Origin of the sequence: Massilia sp. PAMC28688, assembly GCF_019443445.1 — a bacterium.
GTDB lineage: Bacteria > Pseudomonadota > Gammaproteobacteria > Burkholderiales > Burkholderiaceae_D > Telluria_A.
Window position 1 is genome coordinate 22,658 of record NZ_CP080378.1, and the last position, 13,919, is coordinate 36,576.

General features: G+C 62.5%; 13 protein-coding genes. 4 read left to right on the forward strand and 9 right to left on the reverse strand.

Going from position 1 to position 13,919, the window contains the following annotated elements; translation table 11 throughout:
• Positions 1-100: 100 nt before the first annotated feature.
• Positions 101-706 carry a chalcone isomerase family protein gene (locus KY495_RS00085; RefSeq protein WP_219881768.1) on the reverse strand — a complete coding sequence of 202 codons (606 nt, stop codon included), beginning with the start codon at positions 704-706 and terminating at the stop codon, positions 101-103.
• Between the two features lie 347 nt (positions 707-1,053).
• On the opposite strand from KY495_RS00085, the gene KY495_RS00090 reads away from it, so the two are divergent.
• The 3 genes from KY495_RS00090 (at position 1,054) to glf (ending at position 4,220) form a co-directional block, all read left to right on the forward strand.
• Positions 1,054-1,950, forward strand: coding sequence for a manganese catalase family protein (locus KY495_RS00090; RefSeq protein WP_219881769.1), 897 nt, complete (start codon positions 1,054-1,056; stop codon positions 1,948-1,950).
• Between the two features lie 26 nt (positions 1,951-1,976).
• On the forward strand, positions 1,977-2,888 hold the full coding sequence (locus tag KY495_RS00095; RefSeq protein ID WP_219881770.1) for a ZIP family metal transporter: 912 nt from the start codon (positions 1,977-1,979) through the stop codon (positions 2,886-2,888).
• A gap of 177 nt (positions 2,889-3,065) precedes the next feature.
• Positions 3,066-4,220, forward strand: coding sequence for a UDP-galactopyranose mutase (gene glf, locus KY495_RS00100; RefSeq protein ID WP_219881771.1), 1,155 nt, complete (start codon positions 3,066-3,068; stop codon positions 4,218-4,220).
• Between the two features lie 68 nt (positions 4,221-4,288).
• On the opposite strand, the gene KY495_RS00105 is transcribed toward glf, so the two are convergent.
• The 7 genes from KY495_RS00105 to galT form a co-directional block, all read right to left on the reverse strand.
• On the reverse strand, positions 4,289-5,347 hold the full coding sequence (locus KY495_RS00105) for an aldose epimerase family protein (protein WP_219881772.1): 1,059 nt from the start codon (positions 5,345-5,347) through the stop codon (positions 4,289-4,291).
• Positions 5,348-5,358: 11 nt separating this feature from the next.
• Positions 5,359-5,946: a sigma-70 family RNA polymerase sigma factor gene (locus KY495_RS00110; protein ID WP_219881773.1), complete on the reverse strand. Its 588-nt coding sequence runs from the start codon at positions 5,944-5,946 to the stop codon at positions 5,359-5,361.
• Positions 5,943-6,974: a UDP-glucose 4-epimerase GalE gene (galE, locus tag KY495_RS00115; protein WP_219881774.1), complete on the reverse strand. Its 1,032-nt coding sequence runs from the start codon at positions 6,972-6,974 to the stop codon at positions 5,943-5,945. Before galE ends, KY495_RS00110 begins: the two co-directional genes overlap by 4 nt.
• A gap of 63 nt (positions 6,975-7,037) precedes the next feature.
• On the reverse strand, positions 7,038-8,336 hold the full coding sequence (locus KY495_RS00120; protein ID WP_219881775.1) for a glycosyltransferase: 1,299 nt from the start codon (positions 8,334-8,336) through the stop codon (positions 7,038-7,040).
• 2 nt (positions 8,337-8,338) lie between these two features.
• Entirely contained in the window at positions 8,339-10,105 is a 1,767-nt protein-coding gene (locus KY495_RS00125; RefSeq protein WP_219881776.1) for a glycoside hydrolase family 2 protein, read from the reverse strand.
• Complete coding sequence (gene galK / locus KY495_RS00130) at positions 10,102-11,190, reverse strand: galactokinase (protein ID WP_219881777.1); 1,089 nt, start codon at positions 11,188-11,190, stop codon at positions 10,102-10,104. The genes KY495_RS00125 and galK overlap by 4 nt, the downstream gene beginning before the upstream one ends.
• Before the next feature lie 5 nt (positions 11,191-11,195).
• Positions 11,196-12,284 carry a galactose-1-phosphate uridylyltransferase gene (gene galT, locus KY495_RS00135; RefSeq protein ID WP_219881778.1) on the reverse strand — a complete coding sequence of 363 codons (1,089 nt, stop codon included), beginning with the start codon at positions 12,282-12,284 and terminating at the stop codon, positions 11,196-11,198.
• Between the two features lie 474 nt (positions 12,285-12,758).
• Between galT and KY495_RS00140 the strand changes: the two genes are divergently transcribed.
• Positions 12,759-13,214 (forward strand): hypothetical protein, encoded by a 456-nt coding sequence (locus tag KY495_RS00140; protein WP_219881779.1) that lies wholly within the window; start codon positions 12,759-12,761, stop codon positions 13,212-13,214.
• 69 nt (positions 13,215-13,283) lie between these two features.
• Here the strand turns inward: KY495_RS00140 and KY495_RS00145 are convergent, their stop codons facing one another.
• A complete protein-coding gene (locus KY495_RS00145; protein ID WP_219881780.1) occupies positions 13,284-13,787 on the reverse strand; it encodes a hypothetical protein in 504 nt (167 codons plus the stop codon).
• Positions 13,788-13,919 lie beyond the last annotated feature (132 nt).

Here is a 13,919-nt window from a genome sequence, read left to right on the forward strand (position 1 = left end):
ATGTGTGATGTCCGCCACGTTTTTTTGCCGCTACCGGGCGCCGGGCCCGGCTGGGGCAGGTGGCGGCGCCATGCGGGCGCGCACCACCTGCGCCATACGGCTATTTTGCAGAAATGCCAGCCAGCAATTTGGTCTTGAGGCTGCTGTCGGCAGGCTTGTCACCGAGCCAGATGCGCAGGACCGAGTTATAGAACACCAGGTCCGGCAAGACGGTGCCGATCTTCTTGCCATTCAAGTAGGACTGGGCGCCCTGGCCTGGCAGGTAGTCGGTGTCAAGCACATCGCCCTTCTTCAGCCCTGGAATGGCGGCAAACATTTCGCCGTATTTGCTGATCTGGCCTACGATCCTGGCCTTGTCTTCCTTGCTGACATTGTTGTTCAGACCGGTCATGAAGGCGGAGCCGAAGTCGTCCGACGAAATATCGCGCATCATGACCAGGCGAATGCGGCGCGGGCCCTCGGCCTTCATCACGCCTTCCGTCGTGGTTTCCTTTGACTGCAGGTACAGGCCGGCGGTATACACCTTGATGATGAACTTGGTCCGCACGCCGGCACCGTTGAGCATCAGCTCCTTGCCGCCCACCGGCAGCGTTTCCTGATACTTGACGCCTGCCACATCCACAGCGGCGCATGCGGTGCTGATCGAAAATGCCAGCGATGCCGCCACCAGCGCGGCCTTGATACCCACGGTTTTCAAAACACTCATCTTGTCCCCAATTGTCATTTTATAAAAGCTGTCCGATACCTACAGCGCGTCCATTCTACTGTTTATTTTCGGCATGCTAAAGAAAATAGCGAGCGATTGCTCAGTAATGTTGTGGCCCTTCCAAAAGCTTTTGTTGCAATTTGCCGGCACATAGTCCTACGCCTGGACAAAGAAGACTCTGACAACATGCCCCTGGTACCTGTCTAACATGGTGCATCCATGGCGCGTTTTCTGCCGAGCCAGGCTTGCTTGATTCGCAGCCGGTAACAAGGGCGTCAAGCGCCGGCAATTGCCTTCGACCTAACTTGACGGGTGCAACCGGCCCGTCTCACCCATCAGGAGAAAACATGTTTGCACATAACAAGCGTTTGCAATACACCGTCCGGGTCAATGAACCGAACCCGGGGCTCGCCAATCTCATGCTGGAACAATTCGGCGGCCCCCAGGGCGAACTGGCCGCTGCGTGCCGCTATTTCACGCAGGCGCTGGCCGAGGATGACCCGGGGCGCAAGGACATGTTGTTCGATATTGCGACCGAGGAACTGAGCCACCTGGAAGTCATCGGCAATATCGTTGTCATGCTCAACAAGGGTGCCAAGGGCCGCATGGCCGAAGGTGTGGACTCCGAAGGCGACCTGTATCGGTCAATTACCGGTGCCGGCAACGACAGTCACTTGACGCAAGTGCTGTACGGCGGCGGCGCCCCGCTGGTCAATTCGGCGGGCGTGCCATTTACGGCGGCCTACGTCGACACCATTGGCGAGCCGACCGCCGACCTGCGCTCCAACATCGCGGCCGAGGCGCGGGCCAAGATCGTCTACGAGCGGCTCATCAATCTGACCGACGACCCGGGCGTCAAGGAAGCGCTGGGCTTTCTCATGACGCGCGAAATCGCGCACCAGAAATCGTTTGAAAAGGCGCTGTACGCCATCGAGCCGAACTTCCCGCCTGGTAAGAACCAGGGTGATCCCCGCTTTGCCAGCGTGTACTTCAACATGTCCCGGGGCGAAGGCGAGATGCGCGGGGCCTGGAACCAGGGCGAAGACTGGGAATTCGTCACCGACCGCGACCAGCAGGCAGCGGTGGATGGCGGCGATGGCGACGCCTCGGTGCGCTTGAGCGCGCAGGAAATGGAACTGCTCAAGACAGCGGCTGCGCGCACCGCCTCCGATCCGGCGGCCGATCCCATGACCGGGGCCGAGCTGGGCCTGGCAGGCGCTGCCAAGCGCAGCAAGCCTCACTAAGCGCACCTTACCGACGGGAACACAACATGTCCGTGTCTTCAAACAAGCCAACCCTGGCCGCCGGCCGCAACCAGCCGGCTGTCCTGCGCGGGATCGGCCTGTTCGCCCTGCTTGCAGGGCTCTTGTTCCTGATCGGTAAGGTCATCGGCGTGGCGCCCCAGCTCGACGTGCGCGTTGGCGCGGCGCTCACCGGGGGTGCCATCGCCGCAGCCGCCACGGCCCTGGGCACCCTGCCGGTGCTGTTCGCACAAAACTATTCGCAGCGCACCTACGACGCCATCCTTGGTTTCGGAGGCGGCGTGATGCTGGGCGCGACCGCGTTTTCCCTGATCGTGCCGGCGCTCGATGCCGCCCGCGCGGGCGGCGCCAGTGACATGGTATCGAGCCTGACGGTCGGCATCGGTGTAATTGCCGGCGCGCTCCTGATTCTCGTGCTCGACAAGGTCATCAGCCATCGCTCCGGTGCGCTGGCCGACAAGAACCATGGCAGCAGTTCGCTCAAGCATGCCTGGATTTTCGTCGGCGCCGTGGCCCTGCACAACGTGCCCGAAGGCCTGGCCATTGGCGTGGCCTTTGCCGGACCGGACCTGTCCGGCGCCCGTTCGCTGGCCACCGCCATTTCGATCCAGGATGTCCCGGAAGGTCTGGTCGTGGCGCTGGCGCTGCGCACCGTTGGCTACGGCCGCTGCGCCTCGGCGGCGCTGGGAGCCGCCTCGGGCCTGGTGGAGCCCATGGCTGCCGTGTTCGGTGTCGTGATGATCAGCCTGGCCACCCAGCTGCTGCCGTTTGGCCTTGCACTGGCCGCCGGCGCCATGCTGTTTGTGATTGTGCACAGCGTGATCCCGGAATCACAGCGCAATGGCCACGGCACCGCGGCCAGCATTGCGCTCACGCTGGGCTTTACCTTGATGACGGTGCTCGATACGGCACTGGGCTGACGAGGCTGCGCACGGTTGGTGTAGCGTGTTTGTCACTATGACAGGAACATGTCATTATCCCAACATAGTGCGCACACATCAGATGCATCGGCAACAACAAGCCGCTTCGCAAGAAGCGCCGCTACAGAGCCGGCATCAGGCACACACCCTGCCACCCTTTACCGCCCTGGATATTCAATGAAAAAAAGCATCGCCATTGTTGGCGCCGGTTTCTCCGGTGCCGTGATTGCAAATCAACTCGCGCACGCGGGATACACCGTCGAAGTATTCGAGTCACGCCCTCACGTGGCTGGCAACTGCCATTCGGAGCGCGACGCCGAGACCGGTGTCATGGTCCATGCCTATGGCCCTCACATTTTTCACACCGATAATGAACGCGCGTGGGAATTCGTCAACCGCTTTAGCACCTTCAAACCCTTCGTCAACCGCGTCAAGGCCATCACCAATGGCCAGGTATTTACCCTGCCCATCAACCTGCTGACGATTAACCAATTCTTTGGCAAGACCATGCGCCCGGCTGAAGCGGCCGAATTCCTCGCCGCGCTGGGCGACAAGACCATCGACAACCCGCAAACCTTTGAAGACCAGGCCTTGCGCTTCGTGGGCAGGGAACTGTATGAAGCCTTCTTCAAGACTTACACGGTCAAGCAGTGGGGACTCGATCCCAGCGAACTGCCGGCCAGCATCCTCAAGCGCCTGCCGGTGCGTTTTAACTACGACGACAATTATTTCAGCCACAAGTACCAGGGCATGCCGGAAGACGGCTACACGGCGCTGGTGCAAAAGATCATTGACGTGCCGGGCGTGACGGTGCACCTGAACACACGCTTCGATCCCGCCTCCAAGGGCGATTACGAACACGTCTTCTACAGCGGCCCGATCGACGCCTGGTTCAAGCATTCCGAAGGCCGCCTGCCGTACCGCACGCTGGACTTCAAGATGTTCCGCGACACGGGCGACTACCAGGGCAATGCCGTGATCAATGTGTGCGACAACAGCCAGGAATACACGCGCATCACCGAGCACAAGCATTTCTCGCCATGGGAAACGCATGAGGGCACGGTGTGCTACGCCGAGTACAGCCGCCAGTGCGAAGAAAATGATATTCCCTACTATCCCATCCGCATGGCGCGCGACAAGGAACAGCTGGAGCGCTACATCAATATCGCCAAGCAGGAACCGAACGTCACCTTTGTCGGCCGCCTGGGCACTTACCGCTACCTCGACATGGACGTCACCATCCACGAGGCGCTGAGCACGTCCGACAAGTTCCTCGAATGCGCACGCGACAAGCAGCCCATGCCGGCATTCGTGGTCAATCCCCTCGGCTAAGCCACGCCAGGGCCACAGGGCGCATGCGTCCTGTGGCCTGCCAGCATGCAGATGTGAAATGCGGGCGGCTAGTCCTGGACTGAAAACCTGTAGCTCGACACCGTGGCGTAGTGCTGGCCCGGGCGCAGGATGGTATCGGGGAAGGTTGGCTGATTGGGCGAGTCAGGAAAATGCTGCGGTTCCAGGCACAGGCCCGTGCGGTAGGCATAGGTCTGCCCTTTGCCGCTCAGTGTACTGTCCAGGAAATTGCCGCTATAAAACTGCACGCCCGGCTGGTCCGTGAAGAGTTCCAGCGTCCTGCCCGAGCCCGCATCGACCAGACGCGCCGCGCGGCGCAGCTCGCCACCGGATGGCGTGAGCACAAAAGTGTGGTCGTAGCCACCTCCGTTTTTCAGCTGCGGGTGCTCCGCGCCGATCGCCGCGCCGATCGGGCGCGCCAATCGGAAGTCAAACGGCGTTTCCGCCACCGGCGCAATCTCGCCCAGGGGGATCGATTGCGCATCGATGGGAATGTAGGCCGCTGCATCGAGTGTCAGTTCGTGGCCAAGAATGTTGCCCGCGCCCGCCAGGTTGAAGTAGGAATGCTGGGTGAGGTTGACCGGCGTGGCGCGGTCAGTGACGGCAGAAAAATGCATGACAAATGCATTGTCGTCCGTCAGTTCGTAGCGCACCTCCACGTCGACATTGCCGGGATAGCCTTCTTCCCCATCGCTGCTGCGGTAGGTGAGCACCAGGCCGGCTCCGTGAGGCCCCTGGAACGGCTGCGCATCCCACAACACCTTGTGGAACCCCTGCACCCCGCCATGCAGGTGGTTGCGCCCATTGTTGACGCTGAGCTGGAATGTCTCGCCGTCGAGCATGAAGCGGCCCTCGCGGATGCGGTTGCCATAGCGGCCGATCAGGGCGCCGAAGTAAGGGCTCTCGCCCAGGTAAGGCGCGAGCGTATCAAAGCCCAGCACGATATCCTGCAGGCGCCCGTGGCGGTCCGGCGTATGCAGCTCGGTGATGATGCCGCCGAAATTGGTCACGCGCGCCTTCAGGCCATGCGCATTGGTCAGGGTGAAAAGCTGCACCGCACGGCCGTCAGGCAGCGTGCCGAATGGTGCGCAAGTGAAACTGGCTGGCATAACAGGCTACCTCAGGCGCCGACACTGGCGCAATAAAATCCCTGGGACTTGAGCTGATGCCCGATTGCCGTGCGGGCATTGGCAATGCGGCTGCGCACGGTGCCCAGCGGGCAGACCATGGCGGTGGCGATTTCATCATAGCTCAGGCCTTCAAATTCGCGCAACACGATCGCGGTGCGGTATTCCGGGTGCATGGTATCGAGTGCCGACCCGATGGTGGCAAGCAGCTGCTTGCCCACCATGATCTGCTCGGGATCGTCGCTGGGCGGCGCCAGGGCCGCGCCGCGCCAGTCGTAACCGGCGCCGCTGGCATCGTGTTGCAGGCGCCGCCGCTGGGCCAGAAAAGAAAGCGCGCTGTTGGTACCAATCCGGTACAGCCAGGTTGAAAAGCCCGCTTCGCCCCGAAAGCTTGCCAGGCCACGGTAGGCGCACAGCAGCGCTTCCTGCATGACGTCGTCGGCATCGCTGCTGTTTTTGACGATCCGCAGGATCACCAGGTACAGCTTGCGGCTGTACGGCGCCATCAATGCCCGGAAGGCATCCTTGTCGCCCTGCCGCACCTGCTCCAGCAGTTGCCGGACGTCGCCGCTGTCGCTCATGCGCCCTCCTTCGCTCCTTCGCCAAGTGTGCGGGCCGTGCCCGACTGCCAGCGCCAGGTGTCGGCGCACATCTGCGCAATGTCGCGCTTGGCCGACCAGCCCAGTTCGGACTCGGCCCGGCGGGGATCGGCATAGCAGGCGGCAATGTCGCCGGGGCGCCGCTCGACCAGGCGATACGGCACGCTCTTGCCGCTGGCCTGCTCGAACGCGCGGATCATTTCCAGCACCGAGTTGCCGCGCCCCGTGCCCAGGTTGTAGGTGACCACGCCCGCACCCTGCTTGAGCCGTTCCAGCGTCTTGACGTGGCCAATCGACAGGTCCACCACGTGGATATAGTCGCGCACGCCCGTGCCATCCGGCGTGGGATAGTCGGTGCCGTACACGGACAGCATCTCGCGCCTGCCTTCGGCCACCTGGGCAATAAACGGCATGAGGTTGTTCGGTATCCCATTCGGCTCTTCTCCGATCAGGCCGCTTTCGTGGGCGCCGACCGGGTTGAAGTAGCGCAAAATGCCGATGCGCCAATCGGGCTGGGCAACCGCCAGGTCGCGCAAAATATCTTCGATCATCAGCTTGCTGCGGCCATAGGGATTGGTGGCGCGCAAGGGGAATGTTTCTTCGATCGGTACCGAATCAGGGTCGCCATACACGGTGGCCGATGAACTGAAGATGAGCGAGGTGACGCCATGGGCCTGCATCGCCTCAAACAAATTGACACTGCCGGCCACGTTATTGTCGTAGTAGCGCAGCGGCTGCGCCACCGATTCGCCCACCGCCTTCAGGCCGGCAAAGTGGATCACTGCCCCGAACTGGTGCGCGGAAAAGGCCGCATCCAGCGCCGCGCGGTCGCGGATGTCGGCATTGATGAATGCCAGCGGCTGGCCGGTGATCTGCCTGACGCGATCGCGCACGCCGATCTGGGCGTTCGATAGATTGTCCAGTGCTACCGGCTCGTAGCCGGCCTTGACCAGTTCCACGCAGGTATGTGAGCCGATGTAGCCAAGGCCCCCGGTGACAAGAATTTTCATGGTGCCTTTCCAAATCAATGGCAGCCGCCGCCCCGTGGGCGGCGGCCGCGTGGTGCCTTTTTTTTACTCCGCGCCGACGGCGATGGTGCCGTCAGTGGCGCGCGTGGCCAGCACGCCGTCCGCCGGCAGGTACTTCGCTCCCGGGACAATCGGGCGCAGCGGGTTGACGTTGGCTGCAGCAGCGGGCGCGGCCTCCTGGTTGGCAGCCGCTGCGCGGGCCGGGGCCTTGCGCGGCTTCATCAGGCTGTGCATGCGCTGCGCAGTGGTATCCCACGAGGTAGCGCTGACCACGGCGCGCATTTTCTCCGTCATGGCCGTGCGCTCGGCCGGCGTCATCGCCAGCGCGTCTTCGCAGCCCTGGATGAATTCTTCGGGCGAATAGGCAATGCGGACCACGTGGCTGTATGGCTTGGTCACGTCGGTGATATTGGTGCTCACGATCGGCAGTTCGGCCGCCATGTACTCCAGCACCTTGGTCGGGCTGATGAATTTGGTCGATTCGTTCAGCGCGAACGGCATCAGGGCCACATCCCACGCGGCCAGGTACTGGGGCAGTTCGTCGTAGGACGCCTGGCCCATGTAATGGATGTTGGGATTGCGCGGCAGCGAGGCCGGATCGATCTTCACGACCGGCCCTACCATGACCAGTTCCCACTCGGGGCGGGCGTCGGCGATGGCGCGCAGCATGTCGACATCGAAGCGCTCGTCGATCACGCCGTAGTAGCCGAGGCGCGGACGGCGCAGGTTTGCCTGCGAAGGATGGGCCGTGCTGCGGTCCAGCGCCTGCGAGAAATGCTTGAGATCGACGCTGCTCGAGAAGCAGTGGGCATTGTCGTGGCGATCCTTTTTCGCCTCAAACAGGCTGGGCCCGCCCGTGAACACCACGTCGGCCATGGACAGCAGGGCCGATTCGCGCTGCAGCAGCTGCTTTGGCGCATTCTTGAACGCTGCCAGTTCGTCCATGCAGTCGTACACGACCACGCTCGGGTGCACGGTCTGCAGCAGCGGCAGCGCCATCGGTGTGTAGAACCAGGCGATCGGGTCTTCCCCTTCCGGCACCAGGTCGGCCAGCAAAGGCTGCAGCAGCGCGATCTGGTCGTCATGAAAGCCAGGTGCATGCAGGGGCGTGTGCGGCTGGTAGACCGTGACGTTGGGCACCGGACTGTAACTCTTGAGGAAAGCTTCGCCTTCGTGGAAGATGGGCTCCTCCACCACCAGCACGCGGTAGTGTTCGGCCAGGCGCGACAGCAGTTGCTGCGGGCGCTGATACACGAAGTCCCAGCGCAGGTGGCAGAACACGATCATGGTGGTGGCGGCTTTGAGGGCGCTCGCTGCGTCCGTAGTGCGAAGCTGATTAGTCATTCTTATTCTCCTGTTTTGATGTTGCGCGTTGCCGCGTTGATTTCTTCCAAGGCAACCTTGGGGGTCCGGTCCGCATACAGCAAGCCGTTCGCTTCCTGAAACGTGTCGGTAAATTGCGTGTAGCAGAAGCCGCTGAACAGCATGGTTTCATTGACTACCTTGAGCAAGCGCCGGTAATGGTCGATGAAGGCGGCGTCGGTGTCGGCACTGGAGTAGCCCCAGGTGCCGTCGGGTTCGGCCTGCTTCTTGAGGGCGATGCCGCCAAACTCGGTCAGCACGATAGGCTGGCCGCGGTGCGGGAAGCCGTCCAGCGTGAGGATGCGTCCGGCCGGGCGGCGCTGGTCGAACAAGGTGCGCTGCGGCTCGGTGGTCTCGTAGCGCGAACGCAGCTTTTCCGGGTCGGCATCGTAATCGTGAATGCCCAGGATGTCGGTGGCCGAGGCTTCCCAGCCATCGTTGCCGATCACGGGGCGGGTGCCGTCCAGGGTGCGCGTCAGGTGGTACAGCGCCTCCACGGCATTGCGGTGGGCCTGGGTGGAAGTCAGGTTCGGCACGCCCCACGATTCGTTGAACGGCACCCACACGATCACGCACGGGTGGCTGTAGTCGCGCTCGATGGCTTCGGTCCACTCGCGCACGATGCGGGTGATGGCCTTGGGGCTGAAGCGGTAGGCCGAAGGCATTTCTTCCCACACCAGCAGGCCCAGTTTGTCGGCCCAGTACAGGTAGCGCGGGTCTTCGATCTTCTGGTGCTTGCGTACCCCGTTAAAGCCCATGGCCTTGGCCAGCTCCACGTCGCGCCGCAGCGCTTCGTCGTTGGGCGCCGTCATCAGGGTATCGGGCCAGTAGCCCTGGTCCAGCACCATGCGCAGCGGGTACGGACGGCCATTGAGCATGAAGCGGTCGCGCGTGATGGCCACCGAGCGCAGCGCCGTGTAGGAACGGATCTGGTCCAGCACCTTGCCTTCGTGATGCAGGGTCAGTTCCGCCGACAGCAGCGTGGGCCGCTCGGGACTCCACAGCAGTTCATTGCGCGAGTCATCGATGCCGGGGTCCGACAGGGCGATCTTGCGGTTCGCTTCGTGGCCAATCAACTTGTAATGATCGTCCGCCAGCAGGCTGTCGCCATGCCAGATCTTCACTTCCACGAACAGGTCTTCGGTGATTTCACCGGCGGCAAAAATCTCGCAGCCAATCTCGTAGCCCTCGAAAATCGGGGTCCAGCGCAGGCGCTGGATATACGTGTGGGCCACGCGCTCGAGCCACACGGTCTGCCAGATGCCGGTGGTACGCGGGTACCAGATGGAGTGCGGCTCCGGCAGCCAGTCCTGCTTGCCGCGCGGCTTGGCCAGGTCGTGCGGGTCGTCCTTGGCCTGCACCACCACGGTCTGCGGCCCGTCCTTGTTGAGCGCGCAGCTGATATCGGCGGAAAATGGCGTATGGCCGCCTTCATGTTCGGCCACCAGGCTGCCGTTGACCCACACCCGCGCTTCATAGTCGACGGCGCCGAAGTGCAGGATCACGCGCCCTTCACCGGGCGGCACGTCGAACTCGCGGCGGTACCAGCAGGCCTGGTGAAAGCCCTCGTCGCCAATGCCGCTGGCGCTCGATTCGGGCGCGAACGGCACGGTGATGGTGCGGTCCCAGGGAATGTCGTCCGTGGGCGTCTGGAACTGCATGTCGTCGTCAAAGGAGAAGTCCCACTGTCCGTTCAGCGACAGCCAGTTGGGACGCACCAGTTGCGGACGCGGGTACTCAAAATCGCTCATAAGGATCCTCCATGTTGTGTGGCCGCGGGCATCAGGAGTTCTCCCTTGTGTCCGGCGGCGTTATATTGTTCAAGGACCAATGCACCGGCGCCAGCGGCGCTGCCCGGTGCGCACAGCGCCACGCAGGCGCCGCCAAACCCGGCGCCCGTCAGGCGTGCGCCGTACACGCCGGGAGCTGCGCGCAGCATCTCGCACAGGGTGTCCAGTTCCGGTATCGACACCTCGTAGTCGTCGCGCAGGCTGGCGTGCGACTCGTTCATCAGGCGGCCGAACTGCGCCGCGTCCACGCCTTCGGCGGCGCGCACCACGCGCGCGTTTTCGGTAATGACGTGACGGGCGCGGCGGCGCAGCGGTTCTTCAAGCTGCGCCAGGGCTGCCACATCGGTCACGTCGCGCAGTGAACTCGCGCCAAGCGCGGCGGCGGCGGCGTCGCATTCGGCACGGCGCTCGTTGTATTTGCTGCCGGCCAGGGTACGGGCCACGCCGCTGTCCATGACCAGCACTTCAGCATGTGCCGGCAGGCTGAGCACGCGCGTGTCCAGGGACCGCGTATCGAGGAACAGCATGTGCGTCTCGTCGCACAGGCTCGATGCCATCTGGTCCATGATCCCGCACTGCACGCCGGCGTAGGCCACTTCGGCATTGCGCGCCAGCTGGGCAATCTGCACGTCATCGAGGGCCAGGCCCAGGTGGGTTCGCAGGGCGCGCAGCGTGGCCACTTCCAGCGCGGCGCTCGAAGACAGGCCGGAGCCGACCGGCACGCTGGAACGGACGAATATGCGCAGCGGCGGGATCTCGTGGCCGAGCTGCTCGAGCACGCGGATGCAGCCCTCGATGTAGCGCCCGTAGCCGGAGGCCAGGCGTCCGCGCCGCGGCAGGATGACCTGGTCATCCATCTCTTCGGAATAAAAATAATGGGCGTCGTCGCGGCTGGGGGCGACGGCGACGGTGGTGCGCATGGGCGTGGCGATGGGCAGCACAAAGCCGTCGTTGTAGTCGGTATGCTCGCCCAGCAGATTCACGCGCCCGGGGGCCGATGCCACGACCGGCGTGCTACCTGCGAAAAATTTATCAAACGTGATCATGGCCCTCACTCTTCCAGTTCAATGGCGACATTTTGCAAATCCTTGGCTTTTTCCTCGGGCAGCACGTCCATCGCGAACATGCCGGCGCCAATTTCGGTGCCGGCCAGGTACTTGAGGCGCTCGCGGGTCCGGTACGGCGGATAGAACTCCGCATGCAGCTGCGTTTCCGGATGCGGCTGGCCATCGGTGGGCGCCTGGTACCACGCCATCAGGTACGGGAACGGGCGGCTCCACAGGCCCTCGTATTTGAGCAGCACGGCCTTGACCGCCTGCGCCAGGCCGCGGCGCTGGGCTTCTTCGAGCGCGGCGAACGAGGGGGCGTGCCGGATCGGCATGACCCACACTTCGTAGGGATAGCGCGCGCAGGGCGGCACGAAGGCCACCGCGTGCTCATTGCTGTATATGACGCGGCTGCCCTCTTCCAGTTCCGTTTTCGCCATCTGGACCAGCAGATTGGTCCCCGTCTCGCGGAAAAAGGCCAGCTCGCGGTCCAGCATTTTTTGCGGCACCGGGGGCACGAAGGGATAGCAGTACATCTGGCCATGCGGGTGGTGCAGCGTCACGCCCACTTCCGCGCCGCGGTTCTCGAACGGCAGCACGTACTTGATGGTCCCGGTGGCGGCGGCGCGCGTGGTGCGGTCGGCCCATACCTGCATCAGCAAGTCGATGCGCGATACACTGAGGCTGTACAGGGAAGCCGTCGGGTCCTGGGTGAACACCACCACTTCGCACTTGCCCGCGGCAGGCGCCGTGGCCACGGCCAGTTCCGGCGGCTCATGCGAGTCCAGCGCCAGGGAAGGAAAGCGATTGTCAAACACGGCCACTTCGTAGTCACCGACCGGCAGTTCGGTGGGGTTGGCCGGATCGGTACTGACGGCCAGCGGGTTGTATTGCGGCGGTGGCAGGAAGGGACGATTTTGCCGAAAGGCGGCATAGGCGACCCACTCGCCGCGCAGGGGATGCCAGCGCAGGTGCGGGTTGGCGCCGATCGACTCCGCCGATGGACTGGGAGCCGGCTCATGCGCGCCAATGGGGCGCAGGCTATAGAGCGTCATGCTCCTGCCGTCAGGTTTGGTCAGATCAATGCTGTACATAAGCTTTTCCAGGCCGAAAAATGTCCATGCGCGCTTTTTGCTCGCGATAGTAAAAAGCTTACCATCACTTTCCAAATTGTTACATTTCTGTTGGATGTGGAGTGCGGGCCGGAATGCTAGAATGCAAACTGTTGGTTACGTTCCGGTTGCCATTTGGCGGCCGCCTCCCTGCAGGATTCGTAACAATATGTTACTCGTCAGTGCGCAAGGTGACAGTTTTGTAGGCGGCAACCTACACTATATGGGCATAAGATCTGAGGCGCACGATTGCAGCTCAGCACGGGCGTTCACAATCCATCAAGCGATTGATTACATAAATGCATCATTGCATCTTCGCGATCAGCTGCGTGGTGACGACGTTTGGATCGAATACCAATAGTTTGCAAGCAGGCCGTTAAGGCACGGGGAGTCACCGGGGGCCGAGTTTAACGTTCTTATCAGAAACTTATCGACTTAGCTTGAACGAATATGTCCATGAAACGTACTGAAACTGATCCAGGCCAGCGCAAGGCATTTAGCGAGCGCTTGCGCACAACGCTGCAGGCAAACAAGATTCCAGTGCGGCCTGCGGTGTTCGCGAGGGGGTTCAATCTGCGTGCCGAAGGCCTGTCCGTCACACCACATGCTGCCCGCAAATGGCTGATGGGGCAATCCATTCCGGCACAGGAACGGATCGTCATTCTGTCGCGCTGGCTTAACGTGAACGCAGCGTGGCTGCGCTTCGGTGAAGCCGACGAGATATCGCCAATGCCTGCGTGCGGCACGGCCGGCGCCATGTCGGAACTGGAAACCCACCTTGTGCAAGGCATCCTGGGCCTGTCCCACCCTTCGCAGCGGGTCGTGCAGCAACTCGTCGCCTCGCTCAAGGCGCTCGAGGACACACTGGCAACGCACAAAACAGTGGGCTTGCCGCGCCAGCGCGAAGACTGAAAACCCAGCCGTACAGGTGGCGCGGCGGCAGCCCGTGCCCGCAAGCACGGGCGGGCCAGGATGCGCGGATCAGCGCTTGGGACAGGAACCGTAGTTGACGGTCGTCTTGGAAGGCGTGCAGGCAACAGGACCAATGGCGTGGGTGACATCACTGATCGCCATGCCTGACCAGTTCACAGCCTGGAGGACCAACGCCATCTCGTCCGGGCAAGGTGACTTGTGCGGCGCTGGAACCTTGATGACCATACATGCCGACACGGTGCCGTGTTTGTCGGGAGTATAGGTGGCAGAAGCATTCACATTGTCCTTGATGGTCGTATCCTGTCCAGGCGGACAATTGCCGCCACGATTACGGCACGCGTACGACGCCGTCACCCTGCCGGTGATGGTGTAGGTAACCGGCTTCTTAGGCAATTTCGTTTCCTTGAAACAGACCTTGGCGTATCCCGTGTTCTGGTCTACCGACAGTGTGACATGGCCGGAAAACGCAGGCGTGGCCTGGACCGTGCCGCTCGCGCACCACAATGCCGCGCCTGTCAGAACTGTTGCATAAAGCTGATGTCTGGCTTGCATGATGAATCCCCCTGTGAGAGTAAGTCGGACCACTGTCGGAAAATGTTGTGCAGTGCTGCGCCAGTGTTCATTGTGAGGTTAGACCGCTGAGGCCGCTAACCCTTGTTGATGCACAGAGGATGGCGCGTTTGG

Bases quoted from the DNA above. Each gene is read 5' to 3' on its own strand.
- KY495_RS00140 (WP_219881779.1), top strand. From the start codon at position 12,759: ATGAAACGTACTGAAACTGATCCAGGCCAGCGCAAGGCATTTAGCGAG.
- galK (WP_219881777.1), bottom strand. From the start codon at position 11,190: ATGATCACGTTTGATAAATTTTTCGCAGGTAGCACGCCGGTCGTGGCA.
- galE (WP_219881774.1), bottom strand. From the start codon at position 6,974: ATGAAAATTCTTGTCACCGGGGGCCTTGGCTACATCGGCTCACATACC.
- glf (WP_219881771.1), top strand. From the start codon at position 3,066: ATGAAAAAAAGCATCGCCATTGTTGGCGCCGGTTTCTCCGGTGCCGTG.
- KY495_RS00125 (WP_219881776.1), bottom strand. From the start codon at position 10,105: ATGAGCGATTTTGAGTACCCGCGTCCGCAACTGGTGCGTCCCAACTGG.
- galT (WP_219881778.1), bottom strand. From the start codon at position 12,284: ATGTACAGCATTGATCTGACCAAACCTGACGGCAGGAGCATGACGCTC.
- KY495_RS00085 (WP_219881768.1), bottom strand. From the start codon at position 706: ATGAGTGTTTTGAAAACCGTGGGTATCAAGGCCGCGCTGGTGGCGGCA.
- KY495_RS00110 (WP_219881773.1), bottom strand. From the start codon at position 5,946: ATGAGCGACAGCGGCGACGTCCGGCAACTGCTGGAGCAGGTGCGGCAG.
- KY495_RS00105 (WP_219881772.1), bottom strand. From the start codon at position 5,347: ATGCCAGCCAGTTTCACTTGCGCACCATTCGGCACGCTGCCTGACGGC.
- KY495_RS00145 (WP_219881780.1), bottom strand. From the start codon at position 13,787: ATGCAAGCCAGACATCAGCTTTATGCAACAGTTCTGACAGGCGCGGCA.
- KY495_RS00090 (WP_219881769.1), top strand. From the start codon at position 1,054: ATGTTTGCACATAACAAGCGTTTGCAATACACCGTCCGGGTCAATGAA.
- KY495_RS00095 (WP_219881770.1), top strand. From the start codon at position 1,977: ATGTCCGTGTCTTCAAACAAGCCAACCCTGGCCGCCGGCCGCAACCAG.
- KY495_RS00120 (WP_219881775.1), bottom strand. From the start codon at position 8,336: ATGACTAATCAGCTTCGCACTACGGACGCAGCGAGCGCCCTCAAAGCC.